General features: G+C 60.9%; 14 protein-coding genes. 2 read left to right on the top strand and 12 right to left on the bottom strand.

Annotated elements, in window-relative coordinates:
- Positions 1-33: 33 nt before the first annotated feature.
- Positions 34-2,373 carry a TonB-dependent receptor gene (locus C0V97_RS02900; protein WP_127100482.1) on the top strand — a complete coding sequence of 780 codons (2,340 nt, stop codon included), beginning with the start codon at positions 34-36 and terminating at the stop codon, positions 2,371-2,373.
- Positions 2,374-2,497: 124 nt separating this feature from the next.
- On the opposite strand, the gene C0V97_RS02905 is transcribed toward C0V97_RS02900, so the two are convergent.
- The 12 genes from C0V97_RS02905 to C0V97_RS02965 all read right to left on the bottom strand — a co-directional run bounded on the left by C0V97_RS02905 (position 2,498) and on the right by C0V97_RS02965 (position 17,360).
- Complete coding sequence (locus C0V97_RS02905; protein ID WP_127100484.1) at positions 2,498-3,268, bottom strand: glycosyltransferase family 2 protein; 771 nt, start codon at positions 3,266-3,268, stop codon at positions 2,498-2,500.
- Positions 3,269-3,302: 34 nt separating this feature from the next.
- A complete protein-coding gene (locus C0V97_RS02910) occupies positions 3,303-5,072 on the bottom strand; it encodes a hypothetical protein (RefSeq protein WP_127100486.1) in 1,770 nt (589 codons plus the stop codon).
- A 281-nt stretch (positions 5,073-5,353) separates the two neighbouring features.
- Positions 5,354-6,289: an ABC transporter ATP-binding protein gene (locus C0V97_RS02915; protein WP_127100488.1), complete on the bottom strand. Its 936-nt coding sequence runs from the start codon at positions 6,287-6,289 to the stop codon at positions 5,354-5,356.
- On the bottom strand, positions 6,286-7,233 hold the full coding sequence (locus tag C0V97_RS02920; protein ID WP_127100490.1) for an ABC transporter ATP-binding protein: 948 nt from the start codon (positions 7,231-7,233) through the stop codon (positions 6,286-6,288). Before C0V97_RS02920 ends, C0V97_RS02915 begins: the two co-directional genes overlap by 4 nt.
- Positions 7,223-8,203 carry an ABC transporter permease gene (locus C0V97_RS02925; protein WP_127100492.1) on the bottom strand — a complete coding sequence of 327 codons (981 nt, stop codon included), beginning with the start codon at positions 8,201-8,203 and terminating at the stop codon, positions 7,223-7,225. Before C0V97_RS02925 ends, C0V97_RS02920 begins: the two co-directional genes overlap by 11 nt.
- Positions 8,200-9,180, bottom strand: a complete 981-nt coding sequence (locus tag C0V97_RS02930; protein WP_127100494.1) for an ABC transporter permease — start codon at positions 9,178-9,180, stop codon at positions 8,200-8,202. The genes C0V97_RS02925 and C0V97_RS02930 overlap by 4 nt, the downstream gene beginning before the upstream one ends.
- Before the next feature lie 109 nt (positions 9,181-9,289).
- Positions 9,290-10,300, bottom strand: a complete 1,011-nt coding sequence (gene holA, locus C0V97_RS02935) for a DNA polymerase III subunit delta (protein ID WP_127100496.1) — start codon at positions 10,298-10,300, stop codon at positions 9,290-9,292.
- A 6-nt stretch (positions 10,301-10,306) separates the two neighbouring features.
- Positions 10,307-10,957, bottom strand: a complete 651-nt coding sequence (locus tag C0V97_RS02940; RefSeq protein WP_127100498.1) for a hypothetical protein — start codon at positions 10,955-10,957, stop codon at positions 10,307-10,309.
- A 4-nt stretch (positions 10,958-10,961) separates the two neighbouring features.
- Positions 10,962-13,559: a leucine--tRNA ligase gene (leuS, locus tag C0V97_RS02945; protein ID WP_127100500.1), complete on the bottom strand. Its 2,598-nt coding sequence runs from the start codon at positions 13,557-13,559 to the stop codon at positions 10,962-10,964.
- 47 nt (positions 13,560-13,606) lie between these two features.
- Positions 13,607-14,041, bottom strand: coding sequence for a DUF3576 domain-containing protein (locus C0V97_RS02950; protein WP_233581948.1), 435 nt, complete (start codon positions 14,039-14,041; stop codon positions 13,607-13,609).
- 217 nt (positions 14,042-14,258) lie between these two features.
- On the bottom strand, positions 14,259-16,370 hold the full coding sequence (locus C0V97_RS02955; RefSeq protein WP_127100504.1) for a hypothetical protein: 2,112 nt from the start codon (positions 16,368-16,370) through the stop codon (positions 14,259-14,261).
- 705 nt (positions 16,371-17,075) lie between these two features.
- Complete coding sequence (locus C0V97_RS02965; protein ID WP_127100508.1) at positions 17,076-17,360, bottom strand: hypothetical protein; 285 nt, start codon at positions 17,358-17,360, stop codon at positions 17,076-17,078.
- Positions 17,361-17,702: 342 nt separating this feature from the next.
- On the opposite strand from C0V97_RS02965, the gene C0V97_RS02970 reads away from it, so the two are divergent.
- A complete protein-coding gene (locus C0V97_RS02970; protein ID WP_127100510.1) occupies positions 17,703-18,950 on the top strand; it encodes a dicarboxylate/amino acid:cation symporter in 1,248 nt (415 codons plus the stop codon).
- The last annotated feature ends 231 nt before the right edge of the window (positions 18,951-19,181 follow it).

Here is a 19,181-nt window from a genome sequence, read left to right on the forward strand (position 1 = left end):
CGATATATTCCGTTCCCAGCCTGTTGGATTGTCATGATGTCACCCCGCTCCCTGTGGTCGGCCGGCCTGCTCCTGTCCTGCTCCGTCATCGCCCTGACCCTGCCCGCCCGCGCGCAATCTGCCGCTGCGAACGCCCGTGATGCACAGCCCGGCACGCGCCTCGCCCCCAAAGCACACCCCACCGCCCCCAAGAGCCCGGCGGTTTCGCCCTCAAAGGAGGCAGCTGATAGCGGCTCACGCACGTCATTCGACAATCACGGCGCGGTCTCACCAGCGGATAGCGAGGCGAGCCATGAGGAGCATATCATCGTCAATGCGCGCCTCGATGAAATCCGCTCATCCCTGCAATCCTCGACCGGTGCCACGACCTATCGCTTCACGCGGCGCGATATCGAGACCAATCCAGGTGGCGATAACGCCCCGCTGAACACCCTGCTGCTTCAGGCCCCTGGCGTAGCGCAGGACAGCTTCGGCCAGATCCATGTGCGCGGCGATCATAACGAGGTGCAGTTCCGCCTGGACGGCGTTCAGTTACCGGAGGGTCTGAGCGTGTTCGGGCAGGCGCTCATGACGCGCTTTGCCCATTCCGCCTCGCTCACCACAGGTGCGCTACCCAGCGAATACGGTTTTCTGCAAGCCGGTGTGATTGACATCACCACCAAGAACGGCAGTGCCGATCCGGGCGGCGATGCCTCGATCTATGGCGGCGCGCGCGACTATTTCTTCCCATCGCTGCAATATGGCGGTCACGCCGGGAAGTGGGATTTCTTCGCCACAGGCGATTTCGTGCATAACCGCGTTGGCGTCGAAAACCCGACCTCGAGCTTCAACCCCATCCATGATCTGAGCAACCAGTATCACGCGCTCGGGCATCTGCGGTACACGGCCGATGAGAACACCCGCATTAGCCTGACAGGCGGCGTCTCGAACGCGCAGTATCAGCTTCCCAACAACCCAGGCCAGCAACGGCAATTCGCCAATCCCAGCTTCCTGGACTCCTCTTTGTCACAACAGGTCTATGGCAGCGTGGACAGCGCCAGCCTGAATGAGCGCCAGAAAGAAATCACCGATTTCGGTATTCTTTCGCTGCAGAAGGATATGGGCAAGGTCAGCCTGCAAAGCTCGATCATGACCCGCTATTCGTCGCTCGGCTATTCTCCGGATCCGCTGGGCGACCTCGTCTATAACGGCATCAGTCAGCAGGCCGCGCGATCCGTCTTTTCCACCGGCTCACAGACGGACGTGACATGGCATGCCAGCCGGCAGCATACGGTGCGTTTCGGCTATCAGGTCTATATCGAACGCAACAGCTCGAAAACGGACTCGGTTGTCTATCAGCAGACCGGCGCCGAGGATGACGGCACGCCCATCTATGACGGTACCACCACCAATGTGCATGACGGCAGCGGGCGCACGGGCTGGATGTATGGGCTCTATGCGCAGGACGAATGGCGTCCCGTGCGCAACCTGACCATCAATTACGGATTGCGCTTCGACGGTGTGGATGAATACACCCACTCCAAGCAGGTCAGCCCGCGTCTGAACATCGTATGGCGTGCCTGGCGGGGGGGCGTGCTTCATGCTGGCTATTCCCGCTATTTCACCCCACCGCCCTTCGAACTCGTGTCCAACACCTCGCTCAGCAAATTCGTCGGCACCTCGAACGAGCCTCAGACGCTGCAGAACAACACGGTCAAGGCCGAGCGCGACCATTATTTCGACGCAGGTGTGACCCAGTCCCTGCTGCCGGGCTGGCATGCGTCTTTCGACGCCTATGTGAAACTTGCCAAGAACATGATCGATGAGGGGCAGTTCGGCGCACCGATCATTCTCTCGGCGTTCAATTATCGCCGTGGTCAGGTCAATGGCTATGAGCTCTCGACCAATTACGAGCACGGCCCGATTTCGCTCTATGGCAATGCCGCCTGGTCACGCGCCATCGGAAAGGACATCACCACCGCACAATGGACGATGGACCCGGACGACCTCGCCTACACCGCGCATCGCTGGATTCATCTCGATCATGACCAGCGCTGGACGGCGTCCGCAGGGGGGAGCTATTCCTTCTTCTACCATACCGGCCATCCCACACGGGTTTCAGCCTCGATGGTCTATGGCAGCGGCCTGCGCGCTGACGGGCTCACCCCCAATGGACGTTCCGTACCCATCTACGCCACGTTCAATCTCTCGCTCGTGCAATCCTTCAAGGATCTGTTCCAGGTGCCGTTCCTCAAGCGCACGGAATTGCGTCTGGATGTGCTCAACCTGTTCGACAAGAGCTATCAGATCCGCGACGGGTCGGGCGTAGGCGTGGGAGCACCACAATACGGCCTGCGCCGCACGATTTTGACAGGGATTTCGCAGCGATTCTAGGACGGCGCTATCGATAGGAAACGCGTCTCCTGCCTAGAGGGGACGCAAAGCAGGGCCTCATAGAAATCTACCTATGAGGGGATCTGCAAGTCCGGGACCACAAATCGGATCACGGCTGACGCGGTCAGCTCAGCGCCCCAAGACGCAACCATGGGTGTCGCTGACTCATCTCAATGTAAATCGCACCATAGCGTGAGGACGTTTCGCTCCTGAGCATGGATTGCCCATGAACACGATAGCGCCCCAGTATCTCCGGGACGAAGCCACCCTCGAACCCATGCTCGACGAATTTGCACCAGAAGTCATAGTCTTCCCAGCCACCCTCGATATGGCTGTAGCCCTGCACGCGTTCCCATGCAGCCTTAGACACCAAGGCCATGGCATCGACATAATTGCCCCGCTCGAAGAAATCCGGAGACCACAGATCAGCATAGCCGATCTGACGCTGATCCCCGAAAAATTCGAGCTGGCTGTAGCACGCTTCGTATCCGGATTCGTCCATCGCCTCTGACAGGCGTGAGAGGCATCGTGGATAGATTTCGTTATCCGCATCGATGACGAAGACCCGGTCCGCCGTCGTCTGGGAGAACGCAGTGTTTCGCGCCTGGGCCAATCCCTGATTTGTCCTGTGACGCAGGAGCAAAACCCGCTCGAAACGCGTGACATGCGCCTCGATCCATTCCTGCGCGACGGTGACGGAGTCATCCCGCTCCGAACGATCGTCAACGATGATCAACTCGATTCTATCCCAGTTCTGCGCAGCGACAGAATCGAGGCAGGCGGGCAGGAATTCCGCGTAGTTGAAAAGACTGACCGCCACGCAAATCAGCATGCCTTCCCTGTTCTGGTCGCTTCGGCGTTCGATGACGCGCTCGACTTCGGCCAATTTATTCACGGGGCTCTCCGGACGGAACGTGATCGGGGCAGCATCAGACCCTGTTTCCCCATAGCATGCCCATAAGAGGGTCTACGGCAAAGAACGGATCAGGGCGCGCTGTGAGAAGCGCTTGGTTATTCATGCATACGCGCCGTGCTGTCTCCTGGCCATCAGCACTCTTGAGCAACCAGTCGATGAGATCGGGGGTATAGCGTGGCGTCTCCTTAAAATAGTGCTCCCCTGCCCTGAGCAAGCCATGGGGAAGCCGCCCCTCTGTAACAAGGACGCTGCCAGTCCAGGCCGCGCGCTCAGCAAGTCCATGCCATTCAGCGCTGCCGAACTCGTCCGCATGGATATCAAGCAGGATCTTCGAGTGGCCCGTCACGTGAGTATAAAGCCGGGAAAGATCGGTTTTCTGCCTACGCGCCCCAAAAGGCGATCCAGAAGGCGATCCAGGTAGACGCCGACAATGGAGAAAACACGCATACTCGGCGAGGCGTGGGGCATAACCGGCCAGTACCCGCTCACGATAGGGCGTGTGATCGCCGCTGAACATCACCGCAACATCCCTATCCGTCCACATGGCGGCGGGATCCGGCTGCTTCTTTACTGCCTTGGGAAGCACCCTGAACAGAGGGTGATCCCGGTCCTCCTGGGTGAGAGGCGATGCATCGTATGAAAGCCCCGACGAGAGCGACAAAGCGGGCACACCGGCATCGGCAAGCATCTCCGTGAGTTGTGGTGTGACATCGATTACTCCGCGCGCAGCCATCAGGAATGGAACGGCGCGAGCGAAGCCGGGCGATTGGAGAGGCTCCGTATTGAGCATGAACGACCCGGTCACAACATCCTGGCGTCGCCAGATCCGCCCTCCCTCCCCATAGAAGAATTCGTGAGGTGCGATGACCAGAGTTACTCCGGGACGCGCGTTCAGATCTGAAGTTTCATCCAGCAACCGGATATCGGCGCCCGCCGTCCTCAGTTTGACCGCCAGATTCTCGGCGAATATCGTGACTGCTTCCTCTCCGGCACTGTGACGATAGAGGCCGAGCGTGTGCCCCCTGCTTCCTGCCGTGAGGGGAGAACGAAAACCGGGCTGCGCTGCTTCGCCTTCCCGAGCCGTAGAATACAGGCCGAGCGCGCGGGCAATCGCTTCATGGGTAAACAGGGCCCGTCCCTCTTGAGCTCCGTAGCAAAATGCATGGGCCGACGGAGAAAGACCGGTGCTGGTGCTGTCTCGATGCATGGCGCCATAAGCGGCTGGGTCAAACGCTGCAAAGCGCTCCAATCGCAGCACGGCCTCGCTCAGAATATGCGGGTCATAATCCGCAATCTGACCCGCCAACGGGGCGGGGACGCAAGGGCTTTCCGGTGGCCTGAAGCGTGCCTGACGCAGTTCGCTCAGGCGACGTCTCAATTTGAGCGTCACGATCCACCATAGCAGCCGGGCCGAGCGTCTGATCAGCTTACGCAAGGTCGGTGGTATGAAAGCAGTAAGGCGTCGGGCCTGCACGAGGACCCGCCAGCCTGCTGATCCGTGCACCCTGTCCAGATCTGACAGCGCACGCGCAAGGGCAGAATCGAGTGACTGGATCCGCGAGGATGAGCTTTGTACCTCTGCCTCGAAGCGTGCTTCGAGCACCGTGTGATCACGTCTGACGTTGAAGAGGTCGCGCTGCAACCGCGCGTGAAGCCGGGAGGGGTCCTCCAGTATGCTGTTGACGGGCACTTCTGAATTCAGAGTATCGAGGGACGCTCGCCCCGGGACCCATTCCTCTTTCGGAAAACCTGGCTTTGCCGCAGCGGAGGAAGGATCAGGCATGGCTTCTGGTCTGCGTCCCGGGTGTTAGGTGTGAGAATTGGGGCATTCGACGCCTTTGCGCATCAAGCCGATGGCGGCTCGCTCATCTAACTCACTGGTCAAGGCGAGACGAGGCAACGCTTCATTGAAGGCGCTCTGGCGAAGCCGGTCAATATCACCCGGATCCAATCCTCTCGGAAAATCCTGCCGATGTCCCGTCGAAGGTAAGGAGACCGATATCGGAAGGGTCACAAAGTCCCCCCGCCTCGAGAACCTGGCGTGGAGTGCGGGGCCCGCATGATCTAGCCTGTCAGCGGATAATGGCAGGCGACATGGCGCCCATCCCGATACGGCGCCAGGAACGGTCTCTCGGTCGCGCATCGGGATCGCGCCACCGGGCAACGCGTGTGGAAGCGGCATCCCGATGGCGGGGAGAGCGGGCTTGGGACATCGCCTTGCAAGGGCACCCCGAGCGGCTTGCCGGGTTGCGGCACGGCTTCGACCAGCGCGCGCGTATAGGGATGAGATGGGGTCGCCAGCACAGAGAGCGTTTCCCCCTCCTCTACGATCCCACCAAGATACATGACGGCCATGCGATCGGCGATCTGACGGACGACCGCGAGATCGTGCGAAATAAACAGGCAGGCCAGATCGAGGTCGGCCTGCAGATCGCGCAGCAGATTGATGATCTGCGCTTGCACTGACACGTCGAGCGCTGAAACCGGCTCATCGGCGATGATCAACTCTGGTGACAGCGCGATCGCGCGGGCAATGTTCAGCCGCTGGCGTTGACCTCCAGACAGGGCGGCAGGATAACGGTCGTGAAAAGCTGCCGAAAGGCCCACGCGATCCAGCAATGCCTCGAGGCTCTCGCGTGACCACGGACGCCTGTGGATACGGAAGGGCTCTGCCAGGGCTTGGCCAATGGTCCAGCGCGGATTGAAGGCCGAGCCGGAATCCTGGAATACCATCTGCAATCGGCTGCGTATCTGACGTGTGGCACGCGCAGAAAGCGCCGCGAGGTCCTGCCCCCCGAAGACCACCTGCCCCCTGTCCGGGCGATCAAACCCCATCAGGAGACGCCCGAGCGTGGACTTGCCGCAGCCAGACTCCCCCACCAGAGCCAGCGTCTCGCCCCGCGCGAGCGTGAGTGAGACGCCCTCGACAGCGCGCAATTTTCCGCCCCCGCTGACGGAGTAGGCTCTGACCAGATCACGGGCTTCCAGCAAGGGTCTCATGGATACAGCACACAGGCGACCTTGTGATCACCCCGCTCCCTGAACGCCGGCCTCGTCTGGCATCGTGACTCGACCGCGGCGCAGCGCGGAGCGAAGACGCAGCCCGAAGGGCGCGTCTTCGGCGTAGGGGGGACGCCCTCGATGACCGGCAGACGGTCCGGTCTTGGCCCCTCAAGAGGTGGGATCGCGCGCAGCAACGCCTGTGTGTAGGGGTGAAGCGGAGTCGCCAGGAGCTTTTGCACCGGAGCTGTCTCGATCACGACCCCGGCATAGAGCACTGCGACGTGGGTACAGCTTTGCGACACGACGCCCATATCATGGGTGATCAGCATGACGCTGGCATCACGCGCGCCGATCTCACGCAGGAGGGTGAGGATCTGCGCCTGAACGGTCACGTCCAGCGCCGTCGTCGGCTCATCCGCGATCAGCAATTCGGGATCGCAGGAGAGCGCCATGGCGATCATGGCGCGCTGCCTCAACCCACCCGATAACTCATGCGGATAGCGCTCTGCCATGCGTTCCGGAGAGGGGACTCCCATTCGTCCGAGCAGCGCGATGACGCGTGCCCGTGCCGCGCGCCGAGACATCGTCATATGCAGCCGGATCTGCTCCTCGATCTGTGGACCGATACGCCTCACCGGGAGAAAAGCAGTCATGGGGTCCTGGAAGATCATGGCGGCTCGCTTGCCCCGGAACCCACGCCATTCAGCCTCGCCAAACCGGGTCAGATCCTGCCCGTCGAAAATCATCCTGCCAGACAGTTTCCCCGTTGGCTGCAGACCCAGAACGCTGAGACCCGTCAAACTCTTGCCCGAGCCGGATTCTCCGACCACCCCCAGAATCTGACCGCGTTCCAGGGTGAGTGAAACACCGTCGAGCAGTATTCCCGCCCTTGGATGATCAAGGCGCAGATCGTGCAGGGACAAGAGGGTCTTACCGGTCATGCGGACTTCGAACGATACGAGGGTCGAGCACCCGATACAAACCGTCGATCAGGGCATTGGCAATGACTACGAAAAAGGCCGCATAGAGCACGGTGGCCATGATCAGTGGCAGATCGAGCGTACTCAGCCCCTGATAGGTCAGATGGCCTACCCCCGGCAGCGCAAAAACGACCTCGGTCAGTAAGGCCCCGCCCCCGAGCAACTGCGCAAAATCGAGCCCGAAAAGCGATAGCGCACTCAACCCTGACAGGCGAAGCGCGTGGACAAACCATAACCGCCACGGCCCCACGCCCTTTGCGCGGGCCGTGCGCAAGGACTCCTCCTGCATGGCAACCAACAGATCGGTACGCAACACCCGACTGTATAGACCGATAAACGCTACTGAGAGCGTCATGGCGGGCAGAATCAGCCCTTTTGCCCAGGCGATAGGGCTGGTGGTGAAGGGCACGTAGCCCAGGGGCGGCACCCAGCGAAAAAGCCAGGTTTCATGAAACCGGCTCTGGCTCACAAGATTCACCATCTCACCAAGCCAGAAAACCGGCATCGACAGCCCTACCAAAGCCAGCCCGCCAATCAGCCGATCCAGCGCGCTGCCTTGCCAGGCAGCGCCAATCAGCCCGAAAACCAGGGCGCCTGCCAGCCAGAATAGCGCTGCGAATAGCACGAGCGACAGCGTAACGGGAGCAGCATCGAAAACCTCGCTCACCACGTTCTGCCCGTGATTAACGTAGGAAGTCAGGTTTCGCGAAATGAAGAGATGGTCCATCATCGTCAGGTAACGCACGGGCAAAGCGCGATCGAACCCATAGGCATGACGCACGCGCGCCACCACTTCTGGGCTCGCCCCGCGCCCTGCGATGCGGGCGGAGGGGTCTGATCCCGGCGTTGCGAAAAACACTGCAAAAACGAGTACCGAGATACCGAACAGGACGAGCACCATCTGACCGAGACGGGAGAGAAAGCCGCTCATCTCTGTCCCTTAGCCCTGAGCTCCGCCTGCGCCGCATCGCCCAGCGTATTGAGGCATAACACGGTGACGATGATCGCCAGTCCAGGCGCGATGGCAACTACGGGACGACTATAGATTAGTCCTTCGCCATCATGGATCAGACTTCCCCATGAGGCGGCTGGCGCCTGAACGCCGAGGCTGAGAAAGGACAGGGCGGATTCCGCAAGCAGGCAGAGCGCCATGATCAGAGGGGCCAGTACCAGCAAGGTTTCCGCCAGGAGAGGGAGGATCTCACGCAGGACGATACGTAGCGATGATGCCCCCAGCCCGCGTGCGGCCAGTACGAAGCCCGCGCTGGACAGGCTTTTGGTCCGTGCGCGGATCGGACGGGCCGCGTAAGGCACGTAGATGAGGGCGATGATGAGAATGGGCAGTAACAGAGAGTCGGCTCTCAGGTGAAACGGACCCAGGGCGAGATCATGGCCGATTGTGACCACGCTCAGACTGATGGCAAAGAGATAGACCGGTACCGCCCAGAGAATATCCAGCAGACGCGAAATCACGAGATCGACCCAGCCGCCGCAATATCCCGCAAGGAGCCCACAGGCCGTTGCAGCGAGGAGCGACAGGCAGGCCGCCGAGAATGCAATCAACAGGGAGCTACGCGCACCATAGAGAAGCCTGGCGGCAATATCGCGTCCCTGTGAATCCGCCCCCAGGGCATAAGCACCCCAGCGCCAGGAGGGGCCTATGGGCGAGAGGCCGAGATGCAGCGGGTTATCGTTAGGCTGCATCACGTCCTGGCTTACCCCATCACGCACGACCACTCCCGCGAGGTTTGACTCCATAGGGTCGACACCGACCGCTCGGGCATAGAGCGGTGCAGCGAGCGCCGCCAGGATCATCAGGCCGAGCGCGCAGCACGCGCCAAGCGCATCGCGACGACGCAGAAGCACCCCCCAGAGGCTCCGCACGCTCACGAGCCATGTGCTTTGCATGCAGAGCCTGCACGGGCGCTCGTCAGCGCCTTCACGTTACAGCTGATCGTGTCATCTCCCCGCTCGTCCGAAATCACCTATAACGGCGTGGCAGAGTTGCAGCGTGATTTCAACGCTGGAATGACCGGGGCCCGAGGCAGAGCTGTGCGACAAGGCGCCGCGAGAGCGCCAGATCGGGCGACCCTGTCTGTTTGCAGGCCAGTTCGAACCCCTGAACCGCCTCGCAGGCGCGACTCAATCCCACGCGATCCCAGCGCTCGAGCGCCTTGCTGAAGCTCTCCTGCTTCTTGAAGAAGACCGGAGGCTTGAGCATCTTCATTGCCTCCTGCCTGGATCGCCCCTCATCCATCCAGTCCAGCACGCGCATCAAGCGCGTCATGAGCGACAAACACGCCCGGGCCAGCGCAATGGGCGACAGGCCATCGGCCAGAGCGCGTTCCAATGCAATATCGGCGATAGCGCGCTCACCCGCCAGGGCCGCAGATGTCGCGTCATCGAGCGTGGCATTTGCCGAATCCCCGATGCATTCCTGACACTCATCAAGGGTGAGCTTGCCGCTCTCACCCGCATAGAGGACCAGTTTATCGACCTCGCTACGCACAGCCGCACGATCAGCCCCAAGCACCGAAGAGAGCCAGAACAATGCGTCCCGATCTATGGCGATCCCCGCTTCGCGAAAGAGCTCGGTCAGCGAGGCAATGAGGGTACGCCCCTCTTCCGGGTAGCACCCGATCGAGGCGATCTTCGGATTGGAATCGAGTGCCGCGCGCAGCTTGGCGCGGGATGCCAGGCCAGGTGCCTCGATCACCAGCAATGTATCGCTATCGATGCCCAGGGCTGCCGTCACCCTTGGCAGCACCCCATCCTGGGCGTCACGCACCCAGACCGCCCGTCGACCGCCGATGAGGGAAAGCGCACCGACCTCTTCCTCAACACGCCCATGCTGCTCCTGATCCAGCACGGCCACACGGAATGGATCGTCCAGAGACTCTGCCACGAGGCGCACGCAGTGCGCTGCGCGTTCGCGTATCAGACCGAGATCATCGCCATAGAGCAGGACCCCGCGCCACTTGCCGATCTCGGCCAGGGTGCGCGCGGTCGAGCGGGCATCGATCTTCATACGGCGTTATTCATCCGTGCTGTTGAGGTCGGTACGACCCGTTGCGGCAGCGGGGAATCCGTCCGGTCCGGCCTTCTGGTAGGGCTGGCCATTACGCGTCGGCATGGCGTTGGGATCGAAATACGATGGCACATCATCGGCATTGTTGCGCGAAGGCTTGATCTGGGAGCGGAACCAGACTGCGATCTGCTGACGTATGATCCCCGCCAACCCCTCAGCCAGACGCGCATGGATGGTCTCGTCATTGAGCGTGGAGGCAAGATATTGCTCGAAGGTCGCATTTGCGCCATCGAGAAGCGTGGCATCGCCCTCTGCCAGGAATTTGGGGGAGGCCTCGACTGTGAAGAGCCTCCAATGCGCATTGCCGATTTCACGAATGCGCCCCGAGGTATTGTCGCTATGGATGTCGATTGCCGAGGCATTGATGCCGAAGCTGACATTGAGCGTATATCCATCAGGGGCCTTGGTGCTGCCCGCACCCAACTGCTCCTGTAGCGCCAGGCGCAATTGCTGCCCCGTCCGCTCGGACATGTTTGCCACATAGATACGCTGCATCTCGCGATTGACGCGCGCGCCCTCCTCGCTCCTGCTTCCGTAGAGCGGTTGAAACCCGCAACCGCTCAGGGTCAGGCAGACGAGCACGACGAGACGACGCATGGATTCAGCCTGCCACAACGAAATTGACGATACGGTTGGGCACATGGATGCGCTTGACGATACGCTTGCCCTCGAGCATGCGCGCGACGTTCGGCTCTGCTTCGGCCAAGGGCAAGACCATGTCGGAAGGCGCGTCGGGAGGAACCTCGATCGTGCCGCGCAGCTTGCCCATGATCTGCACACCCAGCGTCACGCTGTCTCGCGTCAGGAATTCTTCCAGTGCCTCCGGCCAGGCGCGTTCGACAACCATCGCGCCCTCTGGATCGAGCATTGCCACCATCTCTTCCGCCAGATGCGGCATCATGGGCGCCACGAGCAGGGAAAGGGCGAGGGCGGCTTCGCGTCGTGCCGCGCCAATCCCTGCCTCGCTCGATTTCTCGGCCTCCGAAAGGGCCGCACTCAGTTCGTGAAGACGCGCCACGGCCACGTTGGGCGTGAAGCCCTCCAGAGCCTCGGTCACGGCGCGAATGGTGCGATGCGTAGCCTGACGCAGGCTACGCCCGCCCTCGGCAAAGGCAACATCCGACGGCACCTGTGCGGCAACGGACTGAACCAGACGGTAGAGACGCTGGCCGAAACGGGCTGAGGCAGCCACACCCGCTTCCGTCCATTCCATGTCACGTTCCGGCGGGCTGTCGGAAAGGACGAACCAGCGCGCCGTATCTGCCCCGAAACGCTCGATGATCGCGGTGGGGGAAACCGTGTTGCGCTTCGATTTGGACATTTTCTCCAGACGGCCCTGCTGAACCGGCTGGCCATTATCGCGGCGCACATAGCCCTCGCCCGAACGCATGACGTCTTCCGGCGCAAGCCAGCCGTTCTCGTCGCGGTAGCTTTCATGGGTGATCATGCCCTGGGTAAAGAGCCCGGCGAAAGGCTCGTCCACATTCAGGTGACCGGTTTCATGCATGGCCCGGGTGAAGAACCGCGCGTAGAGCAGATGCAGGATCGCGTGTTCGATACCGCCGATATACTGGTCGACAGGCAGCCAGCTATTGGCCGCAATCGGATCGGTAGGGGTGGCGGCATGAGGCGCGGTAAAGCGCGCGAAATACCAAGAGCTATCGACAAACGTATCGAAAGTATCGGTTTCGCGACGTGCCTTGGCGCCGCATTGCGGGCAATCCACATGCTTCCAGCTCGGGTGATGATCGAGCGGGTTGCCGGGACGATCAAATGTCACGTCCTCGGGCAGCTTGAGCGGAAGCTGGTCATCCGGCACCGGAACGGCACCGCAACTATCACAGTGAATGACCGGGATCGGGCAGCCCCAGTAACGCTGACGGGAGATACCCCAGTCACGCAGGCGCCAGTTCACGACGCTCCGGCCGATCCCCATACCCTCGAGGCGCTCGATCGCCTTGCGCTTGCCTTCTACGATATCCAGCCCATCAAGGAAGCCGGAATTGATGAGCGTGCCGTCGCCCGTGACGGCGGTCTTGCCAACCGTGAATTCCGCCTGCTGCGCGCCGGTCGGCAGAATGACCGGACGCACCGGCAGAGCGTATTTGCGTGCGAAATCAAGGTCGCGCTGGTCACCGCAGGGGCAGCCGAAAACGGCGCCCGTACCGTATTCCATCAGCACGAAATTCGCGATCCAGACCGGCACGGTTTCGTCGGGGGCAAAGGGATTGCTGACACGCAATCCCGTATCGATCCCGCGCTTTTCAGCGGCCTCGATCGCTTCCTCGGACGTGCCGAGACGCTGGCATTCCTCGATGAAACGGCGTACCGCCTCGTTCCCCTGCCCGACCTTGGCAGCAAGCGGGTGATCGGCCGCAATCGCCACGAAGCTCATACCGAACAGCGTATCGGGACGCGTTGTGAAGACCTCGACCGAATCCAGATCGACATCGAATCCTTCCGGCGGCGCATGAAGCGCAAAACGCACCCGTGCGCCCTCGGAACGACCGATCCAGCGCTCCTGCATCACGCGTACGCGCGCCGGCCAGCGATCAAGCTTGTCCAGCCCCTCGAGCAGGGGCGCCGCAAAATCGGTGATCTTGAGGAACCACTGGGACAGGCGCTTCTTTTCGATCAGCGCGCCGGAGCGCCAACCACGGCCATCGACCACCTGCTCATTCGCCAGAACGGTGTTGTCCACCGGATCCCAGTTGACCGAGGATTCGCGTCGCTCGACGAGACCCTTGCGCCACATATCGAGGAACAGCTTCTGCTGATGGCCGTAATATTCCGGCAGACAGGTCGCGATTTCGCGCTCCCAATCGAGCGAGAAGCCCAGACGCTGCAAGGTGCCGCGCATGGCAGCGATGTTGTCGGATGTCCACTGCCCCGGATGCACCCCGCGCTCACGCGCCGCGTTTTCAGCAGGGAGACCAAACGCATCCCAGCCCATGGGATGCAGAACCGAGAAACCGCGCGCGCGCTTGTACCGCGCCACGACATCACCAAGCGCATAATTGCGCACATGGCCCATATGGAGCTGACCCGACGGATACGGAAACATCTCGAGCACGTAATATTTCGGCTTGTCGGCGGCAGGATGGTCGTCTGCGGCAAAAGCGCGCACAGCGTCCCATTTTGCCTGCCATTCGGGCTCAGCCTTGGCGAAATCGTAGCCGAGTGTTTCTTGTTCCGTCATGATCTTCTGTCGTCTGTTCGCGTCACGTGGTCTTCAGTGCGGGAAAATCAGTCCCGATTGCCGTTATCGGCACGAAGCTGGCGTGCGCGGGCTAGGATGCGCGTCGTGATATCCGAGGTCGTGTTATTGGCAACCGGGGTATCCACCCATTCACCCCCCTGCTTTTCCTGACGGAATACCGAAACGCGCAGCGCGTCCGAACGCAGACGACGATCAAGGATGTAGGCCGCGATCTTGAAACGCTCATTCGTGCTGGCGGGTGGCTGATACCAGTCAGTCAGAATCACGCCACCGCTTGCATCGGCCGAGGCAAAAGGCATGAAGCTGAGCGTATCGATCGCACCGCGCCACAGATAGGCATTGACCCCGCCCTGAAGCTGGTCGTCGCCACCGGTGGCGCCGCGATCGACGCCGAGCAGATGGTTGCGGGGCTGGGTCAGGCTGTCTGGATCGCGCCCACCGCCACAAGCGCTCAGCGCCATCAGCGCGCAGAGCGGCAGAACGGGAAGAAACCGTCCCTTGAGTGACGTCGCCTTTGCGGGCGCGTTGAGAGGGGCGATCGGCTGCAAACGAGGTGTCATGTTGTCCCTATTAGACTGGCACTGGCCGCGTGTCGAAATCCCCGATCGCGGTACCCGCGCCCGGCTTCAACAACAGTTCATATCGCGCCCGCCCGATCACGCCAAGCGGGGCAATGATTTATCCGTTGGGGAGACTGACCCGCTCAAGCAGTTCGCGCAACCAGGCCTGCATGGTGTCGGGCAGGAAGGCATGGCGCGCCATGATGCCAGAGATCGTCACATCCGGTACGAGACGCAGCAGATGGCGCTTGACGCGCTCGGCCTCCTCGCTCACGCCCTGCCCCGCCAGGGCGACGAGGTAATAGAGCACCCCGGCGGCACTGCGCGGATAGAGGCTGACGAAAGCGGCACCGGCCTGGCGCGCCTCTTCGGAGTTCCCCGACGCCTTGAGCACGAAAATGCTGAAGGGCTCCGAAAGAACGGCCAGAGGCTGCGAAGCGCGCAATGCCCGGAATTGCTGGATTTCGTCCAGCGCGACAGCTTTGTTGTCCGACAGCAGGGCCTGGATGGCCTTGAGCGCGTGGATGGACGGCGAAATCGCGATAGCCGGGAAAACACCTCCGGCACCGGTATATTCCGCCGTGAGGGCTCTTGCCTCGTCCAACTGTCCTGGGGTGAAGGTACGCGTCAGCATCGACAACCAGACACCCAGCGGGTTGGCGCGCAACTGCACCGCCACGTAGCCGGCGGACGCCGCTATATCCTCCATGTCTTCCTGCGCATTGCCCGACCAGTCATCGAGATACAGGAAAAAACGGATCAACGAGCGGACATACAGGACAAAAACCGATTCCTGATCGAGCTGATAGGCACGCTCGACCAGATCTTCGAGTTCCGACCCGAGCGTGACGTCGCAGCGCAGCAACAGCGTCAAGGCCCGAATGGCCATCTGGAACGCCGAAAGCTCCGCGATGGGACGCGACATCATGCGCTGCCCCTCAGACATGAAGAGCGACCACTGAAGCGACTTCATGACATAGAAAAGCAGGGCGCGCTGCGCACGCGTGTCACGCGGCAATTCGAAGCGGTCAGCCCAGACGACGCTTCCCTCCTGACGCAGGCTCAGCAGACGTATGATCACATAACCTTCGGAAAGCTCGTCATGCTCGCAATTGGACCGTACCAGCCCAGAGATGACATAATCGGTCCCGGGATTATGGGTATTGCCCAGAAGCGGGCCGGTTTCACCCTGGGGCGTGGCCGGAAAAGGCACGACCGTGAAGGTTTGCAGCCCGACGAGCTTGACCTCGAGGCGCTCCGTCAGCTCTGCGGCGAGCCCCTCTGCATGATCACCCCCCGTAGCCTTGAGTGGCGATACAGCGATGGAGCCGAGCGTGCGCGGCATGGGCGCAGGTGAGAGGAACCCGGCCTCACTGCCATTGCCGCCGAAAAGACCCGAGCTTTCGACATGGATATCCGCATGCACCAGAGCGGGATCGGCTTCGGAGACGCCACCATGGTGAGTCTTGGCATAGGCATCAAAGGCGATGCGTTCCTGCAGCCCCCGCACCAGCCCCATGGTCGCAGGGCCGGGAACGGTGCCAAGTTGATCCTGAAACAGCTGCACAACCTGATCGCCAAGCGCCGCAGCCTGAGCATACTCACCCTTGGTCACCCATGCCTGGATACGGGCGCGCCACGCTGCCTCATTCAATCCGTCACGCAGCAGCAGATGATCAGCCGTCTCGAGAATGGCATCCGGATCGACCTGTGTCCGCAGCGCGCTCTCGAAAAGCTGGTAGATATGCCGGTTCAGGCGCGTTCTCTGCCCCTCGATCCACTCATTGAACGCTGGATCGATCCCATTGAGTTCGCCAAGCAGGACTTCACTCGGAGGAGGGAGCTCGCGCAGGATAGACTTGCCACCATTGAGGATACGTTCCACATCGACCGAGGTCAGGGCAGGCTTGAGCGCGAGCGTATGACGCTGCACGTCGATCACATCCACACCGAGCGGGCTCAGCGCATCGAGAAGACGATGAATCTCCTGACGCAGCGAGGCTCTGGCGAGATCATCCGGGCGCCGGCTCCACAATAGTTCTGCCAGATGGGAACGCGCTACAGGCTTGCGATCGGAGAGTGCCAAAATGGCAAGCAGACCCTTCGTCTTCCCGCCAACGGGAAGAACGCTTTCACCTGTCAGCGTCGTCGCTTCCATGCGCCCGATAAGGCGCAGACGCAGCAGGGTAGAGTCGGTTTTTGCAACACCTCGGAGGGCAAGATCGAACATTACTTTACGCTTTCTCTTCTCAGCACCTTATATCACATTCCCTGTCGCTTATTTTTACGAAACGTTTTCTCTGATTAGGTATCGCACGTTGTTGATCGTGAAACCTGCGATAACAGGAGCGTGGGTATCGGCTACAACCTTTTGGGGAAGAAACACAGTAAATCATCCTTCCCAAAATGCGGGGCAAAAGTTTCTGCCCTCTGCCTATCGGCTTTGAGACTTACTAAACAAAGTTATAATAAGATGTGTTTGAAGTATTGCAACCGATCACTGGGAACAGAAAAAGTTGAAGGCTCGACGCTTGCCTGGCCGATCCGCTGCCCGTAGAATGCTTATGGTTGTCCGCGTAGCTCAGCAGGATAGAGCACAGGATTCCTAAAATTGGGCGCCATACACGGAAACGTTATGGTGGATCTGCTCAAATTCGGGGAAAGCTCTGGCCTTGCGCCGTGCCAATCCCGAGCCAAACACCGCCCTGTCAGGGCGGTGGAGGTGTAGAGACTGTACGGGCAGCGCCTGTCGTCCGGTTCTGCCGGGCCATGGTGAAGAGACAGTCCAGACCACGAACGATCTGCGATGACCCCGGTCACGCAGCATCGGCGGCGAAAGTCGAAGTGGTATGAATCCTGGGGCCGTGGGTTCGAATCCCGCCGCGGACACCATCATTACCAATGTTTATACTCCCCGACAGGGGACGAATAGTTTTCAGAGCGCGACAGTCTGGATTTCGGGCACGAAAATCGCGTGAAGCAAAAGCGCGAGCAGAACAAGCGCGATCAGAATACCGAAAAGCTTACCGAACAGACGAAACGCCGTAATAACGAGCAAGAGAAGTAAAAGCGCGAGCAGCGCGGTCTGTATCTGATGCGGCACCCCGAGTGAGGCCAGCACCCTGCGCGCAGTCTCCTCGATGAACGCGATCACGGAGACGATGAGGGTGAAGAGACCCATGATCAGTCCCACGATCACTGCCAGCGTATTCTGTATCACCGCAGCCGTCCCTCCGTTTGAGCCGACCCAAGCGGCCTTGCCTGATCAAGCATATGACCGAGATTACCCGTTCCCACAACGCAGGAATGAGGGAGGAGGCCGCACTGGCAAGGCGTCGTCTTGCCTCTCAACGGCGCTCAGCGACGTCACTTGCGTCCGTTTTCCCCGTCACCCACACCGCCCCAGCAAGAGAGGCGCGACCACGCTTCCTGGAACGCGTCAGGGTTTGCCTGAGCAGAGTTCCCCGGCGTGACCGATATCGCCCGCCCATGACTGGTCATTTGGTGTCCGGACCGATTCTGGCCTAGACCAGCCCCATCTGACACGCAGGGAGGCCACAGGATGAAGCGTCTGAGCATGACCACCATCATCGTCATCGCGATGCTGCTCGGCATATTCGTGGGGGGCTCCGCCCATGCGTTGATCGCGGATACTGTGCAACAGCAGCATTTCGCCCATTATATGTCGATCGGCTCCACGGTCTTCCTGCGCCTTATCAAGATGATCATCGCCCCGCTCGTGTTCTCGACTCTCGTCGTGGGCATCGGCCATATGTCCGACGCTGCAACGGTCGGGCGCGTGGGTGCCAAGGCGATGATCTGGTTCGTTGGCGCTTCGCTCTTTTCGCTCACGCTGGGCATGATTCTGGTCAATCTCTTCGGCCCAGGGGTCGGCATGCATCGCCTCCACGGTGTCGCGACCTCGCCGCTGGCAACCGATGGCATGTCGCTCGACAGCTTCGTCAAGCATATCGTGCCAGATTCCGTCTTCCGGGCCATGACCGATAACGAGATCCTCCAGATCGTCGTGTTTTCGGTCTTTTTCGGCGTGGCCTGCGCCTCGATGCCCGAGAAGTCACGGGTCATCATGGAATGGACCGAAAGCCTCTCCCAGATCATCCTGAAGGTCACGGGCTATGTCATGATGCTGGCACCGGTCGCCGTGTTCTGCGCCATGGCCGCCACCATCACGACCAACGGGCTCGGCGTGCTCATCAATTACGGCAAGTTCATGGGTGAGTTCTACATCGCCATGGCGCTGCTCTGGTGCGCCCTGATTGCTGCCGCGTTCCTGATACTGGGGCGCCCGGCCCGGCGCCTGATCGGGCTCATGCGCGAACCCTTCCTGCTCGCCTTCTCCACCGCGAGTTCAGAAGCCGCCTATCCGCTGATGCTCGATCAGCTCTCGCGTTTCCCCATCTCGCGACGGATTTCGTCCTTCGTTCTGCCCCTGGGCTATTCCTTCAATCTCGACGGCACGATGATGTATTGCACCTTCGCGAGCATCTTCATCGCCCAGGCCTATGATATCAGCCTGCCCTGGAGCACGCAGATCGTCATGCTCCTGACGCTGATGCTGACGAGCAAGGGAGTGGCCGGCATTCCACGCGCGTCCTTGGTCGTGATTGCGGCAACACTCAGCCAGTTCAAGCTCCCGGAAGAGGGCGTCCTGCTGATTCTCGGGATCGATACATTTCTCGATATGGGGCGCTCTGCGACCAATGTCGTCGGGAATTCTCTTGCGACGGCCGTCGTCGCGAAGTGGGAAGGCCAGAACCCAGGAAATCCCGCCCCGGCTGCAGAAGCCTGAAAACCGGGACGCTCATGCCGGAAAGCGGCTCGTCACACGGCACGAATGTCGCGGCGGGCAGCCCGCACCCAGAGCGATCATGCGTTACAGCTACGGGATGAAAGATCGGCGGCTCGCTCAGAGCGGTACCGCCGAGGTTCCTCGAAAGAGGCTTGTCGTGTCGCGGTGTCCCTACAACGACACCGCGGGCATATCCCGAGGGGAAAACTTCCCTCAAGCGCGTTCTCGAAC

Source organism: Asaia sp. W19 (assembly GCF_003994335.1).
Taxonomy (GTDB): domain Bacteria; phylum Pseudomonadota; class Alphaproteobacteria; order Acetobacterales; family Acetobacteraceae; genus Asaia.